This window comes from Pseudomonas syringae group sp. J254-4, assembly GCF_032586855.1.
Lineage (GTDB): Bacteria > Pseudomonadota > Gammaproteobacteria > Pseudomonadales > Pseudomonadaceae > Aquipseudomonas > Aquipseudomonas amygdali.
This window is the reverse complement of the sequence record NZ_JAWHOO010000014.1, coordinates 78,297-96,519: the sequence shown is the minus strand read 5'-3', so window position 1 is coordinate 96,519 and position 18,223 is coordinate 78,297. Positions and strand designations below refer to the sequence as shown.

Sequence of the window (18,223 nt, the reverse complement as noted above, 5' to 3'; positions counted from 1 at the left end):
CCCGGAACGGCATTGCTGCGCTGGAGTGTGAGGAGCAAGCGGTGCCATCACGCTGTCACCCGTGCCTCGGCTTCCAGACGAATGATGGCTTTGTCCAGATCGTCCAGAGCCGCTTCGGTGTGCGCGGCGTTCTGCTTGAGCAGGGTCTCGGCGCGTTGACAGGCGGTGCGCAGTTGCGGGACGCCGCAGTAGCGCGTTGCGCCGTGCAGACGGTGAATGCGCTCGATCAACGCCTGTACATCCTGGTTGGCCCGCGCCACACGGATGGCCTCGCGGTCGGCGGCCAGCGAGGCCAGCAGCATGGCCAGCATGTCGGCGGCGAGGTCCGCCTTGCCCGCAGCCAAGCGCAGCCCTTCCTCATGATCGAGCACCAGCGGCCCGACGTGCACGTCAGGTGCTTCGTTCTGGCGTTCCGGCGCCGGGTTGCGCAGTGCCAGCCCCGTCCACTTGAGGACCACCTGCGCCAGCTGTCGCTCGCTGATCGGTTTGGTCAGGTAGTCATCCATGCCACTTTGCAGCAGCGAGCGTTTTTCATTGGCCATCGCGTGGGCGGTAAGTGCCACGATCGGCAGAGAGCTCTGGTTGCGTTCAGCTTCCCAGGCCCGAATCGCCTCGGTGGCCTGGCGCCCGTCCATACCAGGCATCTGCACGTCCATCAACACCAGATCGAACGCTTCCTGCTGCACTGCATTGACCGCTGCATAGCCGCCCTCGACAGCGACCACTTCTGCGCCCATGTCTTCGAGCAGGGTCTGCACCAGCAGCAGGTTGGCCGGGTTGTCATCCACGCACAGCACCCGCGGCGCGCGGCTCGACAACGGCGGACCAATGTCGGCGCGGATCGCCCGCGGCGCGATCAGTTCGGAAAGCGCTTTTTGCAGTTTTCGGGTGCAGGCGGGTTTGGCTTGTAACTGGGTATAGACATCGTGGACCGCCAACTGGAACAGCGCGTGCTCGGTGGTTGGGCACAGCACCATGACTTTGCAGTTGAGGTTTTCCAGGTCCCAGATGTGCTGGCGCAGCCGTTCCGGGGATATTTCCAGCGCGGTCACGCCGAGTACCGCCAGATCGATAGCCAGCGGGGTCTCGTGCGCCGCCGTCACCCCGTTGAGCAGGTTTTCCAGGTTGTTGAACACGATGGTTTGCAGGCCGCAGTCTTCCAGCTGATGCTCCAGCGCCTGCCGCGCCAGGTCATGGTGTTCAAGCACTGCTGCGCGTAGCCCTCCCAGCGGGATATTGAACGATTCTTCCTTGTCTTCGCGGGCCTTGGGCAGTTTCAGGCTGATCCAGAATTCCGAACCTTCGCCTGGCGTGCTGTCGACACCGATTTCGCCGCCCATCTGTTCGATCAGGCGCTTGGAAATCACCAGGCCCAGACCCGTGCCGCCCGGCTGGCGGGAGAGCGAGTTGTCGGCCTGGCTGAACGCCTGGAACAGCGCCCGCACATCCTGACTGGACAGGCCGATGCCGGTGTCCTGCACGCTGATGCGCAATTGCGCGTGCTCTTCGGTTTCGTCTTCAAGCATGGCGCGGGCGACGATGGTGCCTTCGCGGGTGAATTTGATCGCGTTGCTGACCAGGTTGGTCAGAATCTGCCGCAGGCGCAGCGGGTCGCCGGACAGCGCCAGTGGCGTATCGCGATACACCAGACTGACCAGTTCCAGCTGTTTGGCGTGCGCCGCCGGGGCGAGGATGGTCAAGGTGTCCTGCAACAGGTCGCGCAGGTTGAACGGGATGTTATCGAGCACCAGCTTGCCAGCCTCGATTTTCGAAAAGTCGAGAATCTCGTTGATGATGCTCAACAGGTTGTCGGCCGACTTCTCGATGGTGCCCAGGTAGTCGAACTGGCGCGGCGTGAGCTCGCTTTTTTGCAGCAAATGGGTGAAACCCAGAATGCCATTGAGCGGCGTGCGGATTTCGTGGCTCATGTTGGCCAGGAATTCGGACTTGATCCGGCTTGCTTCAAGGGCTTCCTTGCGCGCCAGGTCCAGCTCGATGTTCTGGATCTCGATGGTTTCCAGATTCTGACGTACATCCTCGGTCGCCTGATCGATGCTCAGTTGCAGTTCTTCCTGCGCGTTCTGCAAGGTCGCCGCCATGCGATTGATGCCAGAAGCCAGCTCGTCCAGCTCCCGACTGCCCAGCGGCGGCAGGCGGGTTTCGAGATTGCCGTCCTTGAGCTGCGACACCGCTTGTTTGATCTGGCTCATCGGCCCGTTGATGGTGCGGCTCATGCGTACTGCAAGAGTCGCGGTGCAGGCCAGCCCGGTCAGGATCAGCAGCAGGCTGGCAAACAGGCTTCGATAGCCGCGCAACAGCGTGCCGTTATGGGAAATTTCAAGTTCGACCCAGCCCAGCAGGGTGTCGGCTTCGGCCGGAATGATCGGACTGGTCAGGTGGCGTTGATTGCCGAATACCGGGAGCAAATAACGCGTGGCGTCGGTGCCGGTCGAATTGAGCAACTGCGAGCCGCTGCCGATCGGCGACGGGCTGATCATGGTCGGCCCGGCATGGGCCAGTGGCGTGCGATCGGCATCGAGAAACGACACGGCGCGCACGTCGGTCTGCTCCAGGGTCTGGGTCGCGATGCGGCTCAGCAATATCTTGTCCTTGCGCCCCAATGCGTTGGCGGCCAATGGCGCCAGGTCCTGGGCGATCATTTCGCCGCGTTGCAGCAACTGGCTTTGCAGTTCGCTCAACTGCATCCAGGTGAAATAACCACCGAGCATTGCGGCCATCAGGCTGGCAGGCAAAATAGTCAGTAGCAGCACACGGCCTTTTATACCCAGCTTGGTCAGCACGCTCGTTCTCCGGCAACACGTATCAGTCCGTCGATAACAGGCATCGGCTGCCTGGCTGTATCGGCACAAGGGGTTGAGTTTAGCCATTTACCGTCAGCATGGGCACCTAACTCTCTGTGCAGGACGGGGACGCAGTGGAAAAATCAGTGTTTATTCTTTTTGGGAATAAGCAGCGCACTTTGCGTGATATGGGCTTTGGCCGTTTGCCGTTATGATAGGCACCCCCCGCAGTCTGGATTGCGAAGACGCCATGACCCTGCAGTATCAAACCATTGCCGATTGCGTCGGCAACACTCCGCTGGTGCGTCTGCAACGCATGGCGGGTAATACCAGCAATACCCTCCTGTTGAAGCTTGAAGGTAATAACCCCGCTGGCTCGGTAAAAGACCGTCCGGCCCTGTCGATGATCACCCGTGCCGAGTTGCGCGGCCAGATCCATCCGGGTGACACGCTGATCGAAGCCACCTCCGGCAATACCGGGATCGCGCTGGCCATGGCCGCAGCGATAAAGGGTTACCGGATGATTCTGATCATGCCGGACAACTCCAGTGCCGAACGCAAGGCCGCAATGACCGCCTACGGTGCCGAGCTGATTTCGGTCAGCAAGGACGAGGGCATGGAAGGTGCCCGTGATCTGGCCGAGCGCATGCAGGCCGAAGGCCGCGGCAAGGTGCTCGATCAATTCGCCAATGGCGACAACCCCGAGGCGCACTATACGTCCACCGGTCCGGAAATCTGGCAGCAGACGGCGGGCACCATCACCCATTTCGTGAGCTCGATGGGCACCACCGGCACCATCATGGGCACCTCGCGCTACCTCAAGGAGCAGAATCCCGAGGTGCAGATCGTCGGTCTGCAACCGATGGAGGGTGCTTCGATCCCCGGCATTCGCCGCTGGCCGCACGAATACCTGCCGAAGATTTACCAGTCGGACCGCGTCGATCGCATTATCGACATGAGCCAGACCGAGGCCGAAGACACCATGCGCCGACTGGCGCGCGAAGAAGGCATCTTCTGTGGCGTGTCGTCCGGTGGCTCGGTCGCCGGGGCGTTGCGTATTTCCCAGGAAGTCGAAAACGCCGTGATTGTGGCGATCATCTGTGACCGAGGCGACCGTTACCTGTCGACCGGCGTCTACGATTCGCCCAACTGATGGCCAAGCATGAACGAGGTCTGCGCTTTCAGCCCACGGGCGGCGTCAAGACCGTGCAGATTCCTGCCGGTAAAAAACAGCGGCTGACTATCGAGCGCCTGTCCGATGACGGTCGCGGTATCGCTTTTCTCGACGGCAAGACCTGGTTTGTCGCCGGCAGTCTGGCGGGCGAGGAGGTCGAGGCGCGCGTGCTCAATGCGCGCGGCAAGGTCGTCGAGGCGCGCACCGAGCGGGTTTTCACCGCCAGCACCATGCGTCGCGCTCCGGCCTGTGAGTATTTCGGTCGCTGCGGCGGCTGCAGTGTTCAGCATGTGCCCCACGAAGAACAGCTTGCCCTGAAACAGCGCATGCTTGCCGAGCAACTGTTGCGGGTGGCGAACGTGGTGCCGGATGAATGGGCTGCGCCGTTGAGCGGTGCCGAGCTGGCCTATCGTCGACGCGCGCGGGTCGCGGTTCGCTGGGATGCCAAGGCCAAAAGGCTGGACGTGGGGTTCCGCGCAGCCGCCAGTCAGGACATCGTTAGCATCGAACACTGTCCGGTGCTGGTACAGGCCTTGCAACCCATCATGAATGAGTTGCCTGGCATGCTGAAAAACTTCAGCAAACCGCAGGCGCTGGGTCACGTCGAGTTGTTCAGTGGGGTTGCGACTGCCGTGTTGTTGCGCCACACCGCGCCGCTTGCCGAGGCCGACCTGGCGCTGTTGCAGGCGTTTTGCTCCAAGCACGGCGCGCAGCTGTGGCTGCACGGCGAGGGCGAGCCCCAACCGGCCAGCCCCGGCGATACGCTGGGCTACCGGCTGGAGCCGTGGAACCTGCAACTGGCTTGGCGACCGGGAGATTTCATTCAGGTCAACGCGGCGGTCAACACCGCGATGATCGAGCAGGCCCTGCAATGGCTGGCGCCTGCCAAAGATGAACGGGTAATGGACCTGTTTTGCGGTCTGGGCAATTTTGCCTTGCCGCTGGCGGGTCTGGCGAAGGAAGTGGTGGCGGTCGAAGGCGTTGCGACCATGGTCGAGCGTGCAGCCGTCAACGCAATGAGTAATGATCTGCACAATGTGCAGTTTTTTCAGGCGGATCTTTCCCAGCCGCTGACACACGCCGACTGGGCGGCGGAAGGGTTTTCTGCGGTACTCTTGGACCCACCGCGTGACGGGGCTTTTGAAGTGGTTCGCCAGATCAGAAAAACGGGTGCCCGGCGACTGCTTTATGTTTCATGCAACCCGGCAACTTTGGCTCGTGACACGGTCGAACTGATCAGTCAGGGCTACCGATTAAAACGTGCCGGAATCCTCGATATGTTTCCACAGACGGCGCATGTCGAGGCGATGGCTTTATTTGAAATGAGTAAGTGAGCAGCGTTCATTGGATCGAGGTCGCTGCTGACAAGGAACCTCATTTAATCCGACTGGCCCGCGAATGCCGGTCCTTGCTTGCCCGGCAAGTGGCATTCGCTCAGAAGGCTGGCGACTGATGGCGCTATTCATCGCGCCGTAGGGAAGGTAAGCAGCATGGTACAGGTGAGAGCGAACCAGCCGATAAACACAGACGGCAGTATCAATCTCGACGCGTGGCTCGATCATATTGTCAGCGTCGACCTGGTCCTGGACCGGGAAGTCATGAAACAGGCCTGTGAGTTTGCCCGGCAAGCCGAGCAGAACGACAAGGCCCACAAGAATCACTGGGCAGAGGGCACCTCCAGTTTCCAGACCGGTCTGGAAATCGCGGAGATCCTGGCTGACCTCAAGCTGGATCAGGACTCGCTGGTTGCGGCGGTCATTTACCGCGGCGTGCGTGAAGGTGTCATCCCTTTGCCGGAGGTCGAGCAGCGTTTCGGCGCGACGGTCGCCAAACTGATCGACGGCGTGCTGCGCATGGCCGCGATCAGCGCCAGTCTCAGCCCTCGTCAATCCCTGGTGCTAGGCAGTCAGGCGCAGGTCGAAAACCTGCGCAAGATGCTCGTGGCGATGGTCGACGACGTTCGCGTTGCGCTGATCAAACTGGCCGAGCGCACTTGCGCGATTCGTGCGGTAAAGAACGCCGACGACGAGAAACGCAACCGTGTGGCCCGGGAAGTCTTCGACATCTACGCGCCGCTGGCCCACCGTCTGGGTATCGGGCATATCAAGTGGGAGCTGGAAGACCTGTCTTTCCGCTACCTGGAGCCTGATCAGTACAAGCAGATCGCCAAGCTGCTGCACGAGCGCCGGCTGGACCGCGAGCGCTTCATCAGCGACGTCATGTCCCAGCTCGACAACGAACTGCAAGCCACCGGCGTGACGGCTGACATCAGTGGCCGAGCCAAGCATATCTATTCCATCTGGCGCAAAATGCAGCGCAAAGGCCTGGCATTCAGCCAGATCTATGACGTGCGTGCGTTGCGTGTACTGGTCCCGGAAATGCGCGATTGCTATACCGCGCTGGGCATTGTGCACACCTTGTGGCGACATATTCCCAAAGAGTTCGACGATTACATCGCCAACCCCAAGGAAAACGGCTATCGCTCGCTGCACACCGCCGTGATAGGGCCGGAAGGCAAGGTGCTGGAAGTGCAGATCCGCACCCACGCCATGCACGAAGAGGCCGAGCTGGGTGTTTGCGCGCACTGGCGCTATAAGGGCACCGACGTCAAATCCGGCTCCAATCATTACGAAGAGAAGATTTCCTGGCTGCGTCAGGTGCTCGAATGGCATGAAGAGCTGGGTGACATCGGTGGTCTGGCAGACCAGCTGCGGGTTGATATCGAGCCTGACCGCGTCTACGTCTTCACCCCTGACGGCCACGCCATCGACCTGCCCAAGGGCGCGACACCGCTGGACTTTGCCTATCGGGTGCACACCGAAATCGGCCATAACTGCCGTGGTGCGAAGATCAATGGCCGCATCGTACCGCTCAACTACAGCCTGCAGACCGGCGAGCAGGTCGAGATCATCACCAGCAAGCACGGCACGCCGAGCCGCGACTGGCTGAACTCCAACCTGGGTTACATCACTACCTCGCGGGCGCGGGCGAAGATTGTTCACTGGTTCAAATTGCAGGCCCGCGACCAGAACGTTGCTGCCGGTAAAACCCTTATCGAGCGTGAACTGGCGCGCCTGGCATTGCCACAGGTCGACTTCGACAAGCTGGCGGACAAGGCCAACCACAAGACCGCCGACGACATGTTTGCCGCTCTGGGCGCGGGTGATCTGCGTCTGGCGCAGCTGGTCAATCTGGCTCAGCAGCAGGTGGAACCTGATCGCGTCAATGAACAGCTGGAACTGATCCCGCGCAAAGCTACGGGCTACAAGCCTGGCAAGCGTGGCGATATTCAGATTCAGGGCGTTGGCAACCTGATGACACAGATGGCCGGTTGCTGCCAGCCGCTGCCGGGCGATGCGATTGTCGGTTACATCACCCAGGGCCGTGGCGTCAGCATTCACCGTCAGGATTGCGCTTCGGTGCTGCAACTGGGTGGTCGCGAGCCCGAGCGGATCATTCAGGTCAGCTGGGGGCCGGTGCCGGTGCTCACCTATCCGGTGGACATCATCATTCGCGCCTACGACCGTTCCGGCCTGCTGCGCGACGTCACCCAGGTGCTGCTCAACGAGCGTATCAACGTACTGGCGGTCAACACCCGCTCGAACAAGGAAGACAACACAGCGCTCATGTCGCTGACCATCGAGATTCCGGGCCTGGACGCACTGGGGCGGTTGTTGGGGCGCATTTCCCAGCTGCCGAACATTATCGAAACACGCAGGAACAGGACGCCATAAGCGTTGCCTGCGCTCACAGGGAGCCCCATGTATACAGTTCAAGACCTGCTGCACCTCATGGCCCGGCTGCGTGATCCGCAGTCTGGTTGCCCGTGGGACCTGAAGCAGACCTACGCCAGCATCGTGCCGCATACGCTGGAAGAAGCCTACGAAGTGGCCGATGCCATCGAGCAGGGCGACCTCGACCATCTGAAGGGTGAGCTGGGAGACCTGCTGTTTCAGGTGGTCTTCTATGCCCAGTTGGCCAAGGAAGAAGGCCGGTTTGAATTCGACGACGTCATCGACGGCATTACCCGCAAGTTGCTGCGTCGCCATCCGCACGTGTTTCCGACCGGCGAGCTGTATGCGCCGGCAGAAACGCCGCGCCTGACCGACGAGCAGGTCAACCAGCGTTGGGACGAAATCAAGGCCGAGGAGCGTGCCGAAAAGTCTGGCGCGCCCGAGCAGTTGTCGTTGCTCGATGACGTGCCGGTGGCCTTGCCTGCGTTGAGTCGTGCCGCCAAACTGCAGAAGCGTGCTTCGCAGGTCGGCTTCGACTGGCCTGCAGCGTTGCCGGTGGTCGACAAGGTGCGTGAAGAACTCGATGAAATTCTTGAAGCCATGGTCGACAATGACGCCGAAGGCATTGCCGAGGAAGTCGGCGATTTGCTGTTCAGCGTCGTCAACCTGGCCCGGCACCTTAAAGTCGACCCGGAAACTGCGCTACGCTCGGCTAATAGCAAGTTCGACAGACGCTTCCGATTCATTGAACAGGCATTGCGCCACATCCAGCGTCCTATCGAATCGTGCACGCTCGAAGAAATGGACGCATTGTGGGGCGAAGCCAAACGTCAGGAAAAGAGCACGCCCGGCTGCGGCTGAGTGTGCGGTAACGGTATAAGTGAGTAGACAATGAGCCTTTCCCTTCGCGATCAGTTGCTCAAGGCAGGTCTGGTCAACCAAAAGCAGGCCAAGCAGGTCGGCAAAGAAAAGCAGAAAGAGCAGCGTCTGGTGCACAAGGGTCAGGCTCAGGCCGACGACTCGCAAAAACGTGCGGCTCAGGAAGCGATGGCCGAGAAGGCCAAGCGTGACCAGGAGCTCAACCGCCAGCAGCAGGAGAAGGTCGAGCAGAAGGCCCGCGCCGCTCAGGTCAAACAACTGATCGAAGTGTCGCGCCTGCCCAAGCTGATTACCGAGGATTACTACAACTTCGTTGACGACAAGAAGGTCAAGCGGATCTCGGTCAACGCGCTGGTGCGCAACAAGCTCAGCAGCGGTTCGCTGGCCATTGTTCACCACGGCGGCGGTTACGAGATCATTCCGCGTGAGGCTGCGCTGAAGATCCAGGAGCGCGACCCGCGCCGTATCGTGTTGCTCAACACCCCGACCGAAGCGCCGGATGCTGACGATCCGTACGCTGCGTATCAGGTGCCTGACGACCTGATGTGGTAACTCGCTGACCGGTCAAAACAAAACCCGCATTCAGCGGGTTTTGTCGTTTATTGTTCTGGGGTTTTCTGGTTCAGGGAAGTTGCTTAGTGGTTGCCTTGGCTTTCCAGTGCTTCCAGCTCTTCCTTGTAGCGTAGAGCATCGGACTCTACGTGAAACATGCCTACAAGTTGGTCCTGTTGATGCACGTCCCAGATCTGGATGCCGTCGGCAACGGCTTCGTGAGAGAGGTGGGCGTCGTCGCGTTCAGTAACTCTGACAGTCATAGTAGTAAGCTCCTGACTTTGATGGCCTGAGTGGTTAGGCCTCTGGATACTGCGGCGATGTGTCGCAGGACTCTTTTATAGGATTTGTTAGCTCCCTAAGTAAATAGCCTGTTCAGGTTCCCGAGCGATCAAAAAATGGTCGTTCGCCTACAGCCCTTGCATGACGAGGCCTGTAGCGTGGAAACGGCAAGGTGAAGGATTTTTCATGTGCCTTTAGTGGTGCAGAAAGATGACGCGGAGCGTCAAGAACGGCATTCCCACGCGGAGCGTAGGGAACGATAGGTGTCCTTATTGCGCGAGGTTCGGCGTCGGCATTCCCACGCGGAGTGTAGGGCGCGCTAGGTGTCCTGGAGAGCACCGCCACTATCGTGCGACGCTCTGCGTCGGCATGCCGTTCTGGACGCTCTGCGTCCTCTTGTTTGCAGCCAATAGAAAGCCCCGCTAATAAGCGGGGCTCGGTGCTACGGGGCGGTCAGGGCAATCAGCTGCCTTTGACAGCCTTGCCGTTCACGGTGCCGTCGAGCAGCACGATGTTGTATTCCTTGCCGTCGGTTTCGACCTGTTGCAGGCGCACGAGCAGGTAATCCCAGTCCTTGGCGAACCACAGCACGGTGGTGCGCTTGCTTTGTGTCGGGTCACGTACGCGCTCGACCTTGATCGCATCGACCTGGCCAGTCTTGGTGGTGACCTTTTCCGAGCCCAGTACGCGGAAGTCGTAGGTGTCTACTTCATCACCGTCGACCACCTGGTAGCTCATGCTCTTCTTGCCATCAGCGATGTCGTGTTGCAACGCCAGCTGATACGTGGACTTGTCGAGGATGCCACGGTTGAGCGGCAGCTTGATCGCATCGCCACGGTCGGTGCCGGTGACGAACTTGGTGTTCCAGTCAAACGCCAGATCCACCTTCTTGGATTTGCCCAGGCCGCTGCGCTCGAAGCTGTAGGTCTGTGGCAGCAAGGTTTCCTTGTCGACCTTCAGTGTGCTGACTTCCGTCAGGCTGGCAATCATCATCGAGGCCTTGAAGCTCAGGGTCCAGGTGCCATTGGCTCCTGCTTCCAGGCTGCGTTCAGCCGTGCCGCTCATGGGCAGCTGTTTCCAGTCGGCGGTGTAGCTGGCGGAGAAGGGTTGAAGTTCTGCGGCCTGTACGGCAGGCAATGCGAGCAGAGCGAAAGCGAAGAGCAGAGCGCGACGCATAATATCTCCTAATGTCGAATCAGATGGCCGCTGGCCGGGAGTAACTGGCTATCGAGTAACGCACCTTGTTCACCAAGGCTCAGTCGGCCCTCGGCAAACCAGCGAATGGCCAGTGGGTAAATACGGTGCTCTTGAACATGAACCCGTTGCGCGAGCGTTGTGGGCGTGTCGTGCAACTGTACCGAAATAACTGCCTGTACGACCAGTGGGCCGCCATCGAGTTCCTCAGTGACGAAATGCACGCTGCAGCCATGCTCGGTGTCACCAGCTTCCAGCGCACGCTTGTGCGTGTGCAAGCCTTTATACCGCGGCAGCAGGGAAGGGTGAATATTCAGAAGGCGGCCATGGAAGTGGCGTACGAAGCCTGCGCTGAGAATGCGCATGAACCCGGCCAGTACGACCAACTGTGGCTGGAAAGTGTCGATCAGTTCGATCAGTGCTGCATCGAAGGCTTCACGGCCTTCATAGGCAGTGTGATCCAGCACGCAGGCTTCGATGCCTGCGTCCCTGGCGCGTTGCAGGCCGAACGCATCTGCGCGGTTGGAAATCACCGCGCGGATACGGACCGGGCTGGACCCGTCCTTGAAACTGTCGATCATCGCTTGCAGGTTGCCGCCGGTGCCGGACAGCAGCACCACGACATCGCAGGTGGCTGGCATCAATGCGCCTTGAGGTTTTTCAGCTCGACTTGTGCTGCACCTTCGGCAGCGGTGGCGATCTGACCGATCACCCATGGCTGCTCGCCAGCTTCGCGCAGAACCTTCAGCGCGGCTTCAACGTGTTCCTGAGCAACGCAGATAACCATGCCGACGCCGCAGTTCAGCACGCGGTGCATTTCGTTTTCAGCGACGTTGCCTTGCTGCTGCAGCCAGTCGAAAACGGCCGGACGCTGCCAGCTGGCGACGTCGACCACGGCCTGAGCGCCTTGCGGCAGAACACGCGGGATGTTGTCGAGCAGGCCGCCACCGGTGATGTGGGCCATGGCCTTGACCGCGCCGGTTTCCTTGATCAGCTTGAGCAGCGGCTTGACGTAGATGCGGGTGGGTGCCATCAGCAGCTCGGTCAATGGCTTGCCGTCCAGCTGAATGCTTTCGATATCGGCACCGGCCACTTCGATGATCTTGCGGATCAGCGAATAACCGTTGGAGTGCGGGCCGGACGATGGCAGGGCGAGCAGGGCATCACCGGCAGCGACTTTCGAACCGTCGATGATCTCGGCCTTTTCCACGACGCCGACGCAGAAGCCAGCCAGGTCGTAGTCTTCGCCTTCGTACATGCCCGGCATTTCAGCGGTTTCGCCGCCGACCAGCGAGCAGCCAGCCAGTTCGCAGCCAGCACCGATGCCGGTGACGACCTGGGCAGCGGTGTCGACGTTCAGCTTGCCGGTGGCGTAGTAATCGAGGAAGAACAGCGGCTCTGCACCGCAGACCACCAGGTCATTGACGCACATGGCGACCAGATCGATGCCGATGGTGTCATGCTTGTTCAGGTTCAGGGCCAGGCGCAGCTTGGTGCCCACGCCGTCGGTGCCGGAAACCAGGACCGGTTGCTTGTAGCCGGCCGGGATTTCGCAGAGGGCGCCGAAGCCTCCCAGGCCGCCCATGACTTCCGGACGCTTGGTGCGCTTGGCGACGCTCTTGATGCGTTCGACCAATGCTTCACCGGCGTCGATGTCTACACCGGCGTCTTTATAGCTCAGGGAGGGTTGCTTGCTCATAGAAAATCCAGGCCTTTAGGGGGGATTCGGAGGTATCGACCGCTGCGTTGGGACCCGTTCAGCACCGCGCTGTCATGCGATGGTAATGTTGGGCCGTGGCGATTGCCGGTCTGCGAAGGCGCGCGATTTTATCAGGCTTGCTCCCCAGGGGCCATCCTTGCGCCGACAACAGGGCGGTGTTGCGCCAAATAAACCTGATCCGGCGCCTCCCGTCAGTGCGAGTGCCGCCGTTTAAGGTGTACTTTATGCGCAAATTGAATGATTGGTGGTTCAAGGCTGTCCCAGACTTGTACACCTCCTGAAACAGCTTCTTTTTACTTTTTTCCGTTCGGGAACTGTCCATGCGTTTTTCCAGAGTTCTTCTAGTCGGCTGTCTGTCCCTGATCAGCCTCCCCAGTCTTGCCGAAACGGTCAGCAACCTTTATCAGGTCCGCGAGCCGGTTGCTGGTCAGTCGCCCGATGAGCGCACACGGGCCACCCAGGCCGCGGTCGAAACGCTGGTGCTGCGCCTGACCGGTGACGCCAAGGCCGCGCAGGGTTCGGCCATCGCCGCGCTGCGCAAAGATCCGCAACAAATCATCAGCCAGTACGGCTATGAGGCCGGTCCGCCGGAAACCCTGCTGGTGGACTTCGATCCGGCGACCACAGACCGTGCGTTGCGTGATGCCGGCCTGTCGATCTGGGGCAGCAATCGCCCGTCGATCCTCGGCTGGTGGCTGAACGACTCGGTGGAAGGCTCGAATCTGGTCGGTGACGGTCAGGCTGCCGCCGAACCGCTACGCCGCGCTGCGCAACACCGCGGTTTGCCGCTGCGTCTGCCGCTGGCGGATTTGAGCGAGCAGGGCATCGGTAACGCCAAGACGCTGGAAGGCACTGATGCCGCGCCGCTCAAGGAAGCTTCCGAGCGTTACGGTGCCGACGCGATACTGGCGGTGCACGCCAAGGAAGACGCAGGCCAGTGGCAGGGCAAATGGCGCTTGTGGCTGGGCGATCAGCGCGAGCAGGGCACCGCGACCGGGGCTAGCTCCGAAGCGTTGGCCGATGCGGTGCTGCTGTCGGTCAGCCAGCGTCTGGCCCCACGTTTTGTCGCCAAGCCCGGTGCCTCGACGGGCCTGCTGGTGCAGGTTCAGGGCATGACACTGGAGCGCTATGCACAACTGCTTCAGTTACTTGATCCGTTCGGCGTGCGTCTGAGTTCTGTCGACGGCGATAAAGTGGTGTTTGAGGTCAGTGGCAGCACCGATCAGCTACGCTCGCAGTTGTCGCTGGCCAAATTGCAGGAAGTGCCCGCAGCCGAGGCCGCCGCTGCCGCAACACCGCCTGCTGCGCCTGTCGATGCGACTGCGCCGGTTGCGCCAGCCAATGGAGCTGCTGCTGTTCCGGCACCTGCGTCCGCACCGATGATTGTTCCGGCGTCCGCGCCACAGCTTTATTTTCGCTGGTAATCCGGCAAAGCGCTTTTCCATTGGGTTGAGGGATGTTGATGACTGATACACGGCGTTGGTTCTGGATCGGCGGCCTGGCCTTGCTGGTCGCATTCGTGGTGCTGTTGCACACGATCCTCACCCCTTTTCTGGTAGCGCTGCTGCTGGCCTACATGGGCGATCCGCTGGTGGATCGTCTGGAGCGCGCCGGGCTGTCCAGAACCTTGAGCGTGGTGGCGGTGTTCGGTCTGTTCACGCTGGTGCTGATGGCTTTGCTGCTGGTGCTGGTGCCGATGCTGGCCAAGCAGTTGTTTCGTCTCTATGAGCTGGCCCCGCAGATCCTCGACTGGCTGCAACACTCGGCGTTGCCGTGGGTGCAGGCCAAGTTCGGGCTGGCAGACGGGTTCTGGAAGTTCGACAAGATCAAGGCAGCCATCTCCGAACACATGGGGCAGGCCGGGGATATCGTCTCTGTGGTGCTGTCCCAGGCTACGGCGTCCAGCCTGGCGCTGATCGGCTGGCTGACCAATCTGGTGCTGATTCCGGTGGTGTGTTTCTACCTGTTGCGTGACTGGGACATCATGACCGGCAAGATCCGCGGTCTGCTGCCACGTCAGCGTGAAGGTCAAATCGTCAAGCTGGCGGGCGAGTGCCACGAGGTGCTGGGCGCGTTCATACGTGGGCAGTTGCTGGTCATGGTCGGTCTCGGGGTGATCTACGCGGCCGGTCTGATGCTGGTCGGGCTGGAACTGGGCCTGTTGATCGGGGTGATCGCCGGTCTGGCTGCCATCGTGCCTTATATGGGCTTTGTGATCGGCATTGGCTCGGCACTGGTCGCCGGGTTGTTCCAGTTTGGTGGTGACCTGTACCCGATGATGGGCATCGTTGCCGTATTCATGATCGGTCAGGCCCTCGAAGGGATGGTGCTCACGCCATTGCTGGTAGGGGATCGCATCGGTCTGCACCCGGTGGCGGTGATCTTCGCGATTCTGGCGGGTGGCGAGCTGTTCGGCTTCACCGGCATTCTGCTGGCGTTGCCGGTCGCTGCGGTGATCATGGTGCTGGTGCGCCACATGCATGACGTTTATAAAGACTCGGAAATCTATGCAGGTGCGGAAGATCCCGAGCTGTAAGGGCATCGCACGCCTCTTCACTGCCCGGTGAAGAGGCTTGTGCAGGCAATGCATGCATTACGTCAAAACGCCCTTTCTCGACCCGCGCTTTACGCACCCTGACGCAAACCTTTGATTTTGCTTGAGGTCTGTCGCATTGTGCGACCCGCTTCACGGGTATAAACTTTGCGCTCTTTACACAGAGGCCCTTGACGGTTTGCATGAGCCGTTAGTCAGCATGAAACCGATTCAGCTGCCCCTGAGTGTGCGTCTGCGTGATGACGCCACTTTCGTCAATTACTATCCAGGCGCCAATGCCGCTGCACTCGGCTATGTCGAGCGGCTGTGCGAAGCCGACGCTGGCTGGACGGAAAGCCTCATCTATCTATGGGGCAAGGATGGAGTAGGGCGCACGCACCTGCTTCAGGCTGCGTGCCTGCGTTTCGAGCAACTGGGCGAACCTGCGGTGTATCTGCCGCTTGCCGAAGTCATCGATGAAGGTATCGAGCTGTTCGACCATCTTGAACAGTACGAACTGGTATGTCTGGATGACCTGCAAGCCATTGTCGGCAAGCCGGAGTGGGAAGAAGCCCTGTTTCACCTGTTCAACCGTTTGCGTGACAGCGGGCGTCGTCTGCTCATTGCAGCGTCCAAATCGCCCCGCGAACTGCCGGTCAAACTCCCCGATCTGAAATCCCGTCTGACCATGGCCCTGGTATTCCAGATGCGCGGGCTGTCCGACGAAGACAAGCTGCGTGCGCTGCAACTGCGTGCATCACGCCGCGGCCTGCACCTGACCGATGAGGTAGGTCATTTCATTCTGACGCGTGGTACGCGCAGCATGAGCGCGCTGTTCGAATTGCTTGAGCGCCTTGATCAGGCGTCACTCCAGGAAAAGCGCAAGCTGACCATTCCCTTCCTTAAAGAGACGCTGGGGTGGTAGATCAGGCGCTGTTGATGCAAACGGCGGCAGCCTTGCGCCATGCACAACGGATTCTGGTAATCACCGGGGCAGGCCTGTCGGCTGATTCGGGCTTGCCGACCTATCGCGGCGTCGGCGGTCTCTACAACGGCAAGACCGACGACGGCCTGCCTATAGAAATGGCCCTGTCCGGGCCCATGCTGCGCCGTGACCCCGAGCTGTGCTGGAAGTACATCGCCGAACTGGGCAGGGCGTGCCTGGGTGGCGAGCCGAATATCGCGCATTACGCCATCGCCCAGTTGCAGCGCATCAAGCCCGAGTGCTGGGTGCTGACCCAGAACGTCGACGGCTATCACCGCGCCGCTGGCAGCCCGCCGGAACGCCTGATCGAAATTCACGGGCAACTCTCGCCACTGTTTTGCCAATCCTGTGGTGCTGAAGATCCGCAATTGAGTGAGCACTTGCAGCGTCCTTTGCCCCCTTTATGCCCGGCATGTAGTGGCGTTATGCGACCGCCCGTCGTTCTTTTTCAGGAAATGCTCCCTGAAAGAGCACTGGAAACACTGTATGAACAACTGGCTAAAGGCTATGACGCAGTCCTGAGTATCGGTACCACGGCAAGCTTCCCCTACATTCATGAACCGGTCATTCGCACCAGAGTTTCCGGGGGTTTTACGGCGGAAATCAATCCGCAGCCGACCGATCACAGCGCGCAGATGGACGTCTTTTTGCAGTGCCGCGCAGCACATGTCATGGCGGAACTCATAAGTCACATCTAGTTCGATTGAATTTGCAAATCACCTTCATAAAAGGCATAGTCTCGCCATCTTAACTAGTCAGCCACGGTTGTGCCCATGCAGGTTGTTCGCTTCGCACCCCTCGTGCCTCTCGCACTCGTTACATTCCTCTTCGGTTGCTCGGCCAATATGCCGGTCGCACAGCAAGAACAGGCTCAGCCCGTTGCGCGTTATCAGAACGCAGCAAACGCTCAGTCCGCAGCCCGTCGCGCCGACGCCGCAGCCTTGCAGGACGAGATTGCCACCGAAGACGAACTCGCTCACTTCGCCGACAACAAGTCCTACCAGCTGCCGGTTCTGGCCGACAGCATCCTGGAACGTGGCAAATCCCTGATCGGCACGCGTTACAAGTTCGGCGGCACGTCGACTTCCTCGGGTTTCGATTGCAGCGGCTTCATTGGTTACCTGTTTCGCGAAGAGGCTGGCATGAGCCTGCCGCGCTCCACGCGTGAAATGATCAACGTTGACGCACCGCTGGTATCGCGCAAAAACCTTCAGCCTGGCGATGTACTGTTCTTCAGTACCCGTGGCCGTGGTCGCGTAAGCCATGCAGCGATCTACGCCGGCAATCAGCAGTTCATTCACTCCAGCAGCCGTCGCAGTGGCGGTGTACGCATCGACAGCCTCGATGACGCCTACTGGAGCAAGACGTTTATCGAGGCCAAGCGGCCTCTGGCAATGGCGCCAGGTACGGTCGCGGTAAAGTCGACGCCTGATGCCGCGCAGACAACAGCGATGACTTCGACTACAGTCAAGACCGCGCCAAAGCGGCGTAAATAAAATAGAACGCGCAGAACAAGACCTTCGGGTCTTTCTGCGTTTTTGAGCTTCTCGGCAGCGTAAGCCGCATCCGGATAGGTTGTTGTGGTTATGTCGATTGCGTTGCGCCTGATAGTTATTTCTGTTGCTGCGTTACTGGGTGCCTGCGCCAGTGCGCCGCCACCGCCCAAAGCACCCCGGATCGTTCAGCGTCCGGTGGTCACTGCTCCCCCTCAGATTCTTTCTCCGGCTGCCGAAGACGTGCTGTTTCGTGCGTTGGGGCTGGTTGGCACGCCTTATCGCTGGGGCGGCAACACGCCTGACTCCGGTTTTGATTGCAGCGGTCTTATAGGTTATGTCTATCGCGATGCAGCGGGCATTTCCCTGCCGCGTTCCACGCGCGAGATGATCGTGATGGGCGTGCCGAATATCCGTCGCGAGCAATTGCAATCAGGGGATCTGGTGTTCTTCGCCACCTCGGGCGGCTCGCAGGTGTCCCACGCGGGCATCTACGTCGGCGAAGGCCGCTTCGTGCATGCCCCGGCCAGCGGCGGCACGGTCAAGCTCGACAGCCTCGACAAGCCTTACTGGCAGAAGGCCTACCTCAACGCCAAGCGCGTCATTCAGCCAGCAAATCTGGCGCAGATTCGGCCATAGCGCGTCGCCTGCTCGCGGTCTGCCTGGAACCTGCAGCACAAAACCTATCGTGCGGCGCTCCGCGTCGCATGCCGTTCCGGACGTGCGGAACGATCATCGCGCCTATCGTGCGACGCTCTGCGTCGCATGCCTTTCCGGACGCTCTGCGTCCTCTTGCGACGCGGAGCGTCGAGAACTGCATTCCCACGCTGGAGCGTAGGGAACGATAATCTCAACTACCGTAAGGCGCTCCGCGTC

Annotated in this window: 16 protein-coding genes; 11 read left to right on the top strand and 5 right to left on the bottom strand. The window is 60.4% G+C overall.

The annotated features are described in order from the left end of the window. Positions 1-47: 47 nt before the first annotated feature. Positions 48-2,801, bottom strand: a complete 2,754-nt coding sequence (locus RYB09_RS17515; protein WP_122258345.1) for a response regulator — start codon at positions 2,799-2,801, stop codon at positions 48-50. Positions 2,802-3,051: 250 nt separating this feature from the next. Between RYB09_RS17515 and cysM the strand changes: the two genes are divergently transcribed. The 5 genes from cysM (at position 3,052) to RYB09_RS17490 (ending at position 9,140) form a co-directional block, all read left to right on the top strand. Then, entirely contained in the window at positions 3,052-3,954 is a 903-nt protein-coding gene (cysM, locus tag RYB09_RS17510; RefSeq protein WP_058408418.1) for a cysteine synthase CysM, read from the top strand. Beyond that, positions 3,954-5,309, top strand: a complete 1,356-nt coding sequence (rlmD, locus tag RYB09_RS17505) for a 23S rRNA (uracil(1939)-C(5))-methyltransferase RlmD (RefSeq protein ID WP_122258346.1) — start codon at positions 3,954-3,956, stop codon at positions 5,307-5,309. The genes cysM and rlmD overlap by 1 nt, the downstream gene beginning before the upstream one ends. Positions 5,310-5,465: 156 nt before the next feature. Beyond that, a complete protein-coding gene (relA, locus tag RYB09_RS17500; protein WP_004657204.1) occupies positions 5,466-7,709 on the top strand; it encodes a GTP diphosphokinase in 2,244 nt (747 codons plus the stop codon). A gap of 27 nt (positions 7,710-7,736) precedes the next feature. Continuing rightward, positions 7,737-8,570 (top strand): nucleoside triphosphate pyrophosphohydrolase, encoded by an 834-nt coding sequence (mazG, locus tag RYB09_RS17495; RefSeq protein ID WP_058400183.1) that lies wholly within the window; start codon positions 7,737-7,739, stop codon positions 8,568-8,570. 30 nt (positions 8,571-8,600) lie between these two features. Then, a complete protein-coding gene (locus RYB09_RS17490) occupies positions 8,601-9,140 on the top strand; it encodes a DUF2058 domain-containing protein (protein WP_005755227.1) in 540 nt (179 codons plus the stop codon). An 83-nt stretch (positions 9,141-9,223) separates the two neighbouring features. Here the strand turns inward: RYB09_RS17490 and RYB09_RS17485 are convergent, their stop codons facing one another. The 4 genes from RYB09_RS17485 to purM all read right to left on the bottom strand — a co-directional run bounded on the left by RYB09_RS17485 (position 9,224) and on the right by purM (position 12,315). Beyond that, on the bottom strand, positions 9,224-9,403 hold the full coding sequence (locus RYB09_RS17485) for a hypothetical protein (RefSeq protein ID WP_002554613.1): 180 nt from the start codon (positions 9,401-9,403) through the stop codon (positions 9,224-9,226). 481 nt (positions 9,404-9,884) lie between these two features. Then, positions 9,885-10,598, bottom strand: coding sequence for a DUF3108 domain-containing protein (locus RYB09_RS17480; RefSeq protein WP_002554612.1), 714 nt, complete (start codon positions 10,596-10,598; stop codon positions 9,885-9,887). Between the two features lie 8 nt (positions 10,599-10,606). After that, positions 10,607-11,257: a phosphoribosylglycinamide formyltransferase gene (gene purN / locus RYB09_RS17475; RefSeq protein WP_058400184.1), complete on the bottom strand. Its 651-nt coding sequence runs from the start codon at positions 11,255-11,257 to the stop codon at positions 10,607-10,609. Continuing rightward, a complete protein-coding gene (gene purM / locus RYB09_RS17470) occupies positions 11,257-12,315 on the bottom strand; it encodes a phosphoribosylformylglycinamidine cyclo-ligase (RefSeq protein ID WP_002554610.1) in 1,059 nt (352 codons plus the stop codon). Before purM ends, purN begins: the two co-directional genes overlap by 1 nt. 341 nt (positions 12,316-12,656) lie before the next feature. On the opposite strand from purM, the gene RYB09_RS17465 reads away from it, so the two are divergent. From RYB09_RS17465 to RYB09_RS17440, 6 genes are all read left to right on the top strand, one after another. Continuing rightward, positions 12,657-13,760, top strand: coding sequence for a DUF2066 domain-containing protein (locus RYB09_RS17465; protein WP_058400186.1), 1,104 nt, complete (start codon positions 12,657-12,659; stop codon positions 13,758-13,760). Positions 13,761-13,798: 38 nt separating this feature from the next. Continuing rightward, positions 13,799-14,872 (top strand): AI-2E family transporter, encoded by a 1,074-nt coding sequence (locus RYB09_RS17460; RefSeq protein WP_002554608.1) that lies wholly within the window; start codon positions 13,799-13,801, stop codon positions 14,870-14,872. A 217-nt stretch (positions 14,873-15,089) separates the two neighbouring features. Continuing rightward, positions 15,090-15,794, top strand: coding sequence for a DnaA regulatory inactivator Hda (gene hda / locus RYB09_RS17455; RefSeq protein WP_002554607.1), 705 nt, complete (start codon positions 15,090-15,092; stop codon positions 15,792-15,794). Continuing rightward, positions 15,788-16,552: an NAD-dependent deacylase gene (locus RYB09_RS17450; RefSeq protein ID WP_058400187.1), complete on the top strand. Its 765-nt coding sequence runs from the start codon at positions 15,788-15,790 to the stop codon at positions 16,550-16,552. Before hda ends, RYB09_RS17450 begins: the two co-directional genes overlap by 7 nt. A 75-nt stretch (positions 16,553-16,627) precedes the next feature. Next, entirely contained in the window at positions 16,628-17,350 is a 723-nt protein-coding gene (locus RYB09_RS17445; protein ID WP_058400188.1) for a C40 family peptidase, read from the top strand. A gap of 90 nt (positions 17,351-17,440) precedes the next feature. After that, positions 17,441-17,986 (top strand): C40 family peptidase, encoded by a 546-nt coding sequence (locus tag RYB09_RS17440; RefSeq protein ID WP_058400189.1) that lies wholly within the window; start codon positions 17,441-17,443, stop codon positions 17,984-17,986. The last annotated feature ends 237 nt before the right edge of the window (positions 17,987-18,223 follow it).

What these genes read in the sequence shown, in the direction of transcription:
- relA (WP_004657204.1), top strand. Translation starts at nt 5,466, where the DNA reads ATGGTACAGGTGAGAGCGAACCAGCCGATAAACACAGACGGCAGTATC.
- cysM (WP_058408418.1), top strand. Translation starts at nt 3,052, where the DNA reads ATGACCCTGCAGTATCAAACCATTGCCGATTGCGTCGGCAACACTCCG.
- RYB09_RS17465 (WP_058400186.1), top strand. Translation starts at nt 12,657, where the DNA reads ATGCGTTTTTCCAGAGTTCTTCTAGTCGGCTGTCTGTCCCTGATCAGC.
- mazG (WP_058400183.1), top strand. Translation starts at nt 7,737, where the DNA reads ATGTATACAGTTCAAGACCTGCTGCACCTCATGGCCCGGCTGCGTGAT.
- purM (WP_002554610.1), bottom strand. Translation starts at nt 12,315, where the DNA reads ATGAGCAAGCAACCCTCCCTGAGCTATAAAGACGCCGGTGTAGACATC.
- RYB09_RS17480 (WP_002554612.1), bottom strand. Translation starts at nt 10,598, where the DNA reads ATGCGTCGCGCTCTGCTCTTCGCTTTCGCTCTGCTCGCATTGCCTGCC.
- hda (WP_002554607.1), top strand. Translation starts at nt 15,090, where the DNA reads ATGAAACCGATTCAGCTGCCCCTGAGTGTGCGTCTGCGTGATGACGCC.
- purN (WP_058400184.1), bottom strand. Translation starts at nt 11,257, where the DNA reads ATGCCAGCCACCTGCGATGTCGTGGTGCTGCTGTCCGGCACCGGCGGC.
- RYB09_RS17445 (WP_058400188.1), top strand. Translation starts at nt 16,628, where the DNA reads ATGCAGGTTGTTCGCTTCGCACCCCTCGTGCCTCTCGCACTCGTTACA.
- RYB09_RS17490 (WP_005755227.1), top strand. Translation starts at nt 8,601, where the DNA reads ATGAGCCTTTCCCTTCGCGATCAGTTGCTCAAGGCAGGTCTGGTCAAC.
- rlmD (WP_122258346.1), top strand. Translation starts at nt 3,954, where the DNA reads ATGGCCAAGCATGAACGAGGTCTGCGCTTTCAGCCCACGGGCGGCGTC.
- RYB09_RS17460 (WP_002554608.1), top strand. Translation starts at nt 13,799, where the DNA reads ATGACTGATACACGGCGTTGGTTCTGGATCGGCGGCCTGGCCTTGCTG.
- RYB09_RS17485 (WP_002554613.1), bottom strand. Translation starts at nt 9,403, where the DNA reads ATGACTGTCAGAGTTACTGAACGCGACGACGCCCACCTCTCTCACGAA.
- RYB09_RS17440 (WP_058400189.1), top strand. Translation starts at nt 17,441, where the DNA reads ATGTCGATTGCGTTGCGCCTGATAGTTATTTCTGTTGCTGCGTTACTG.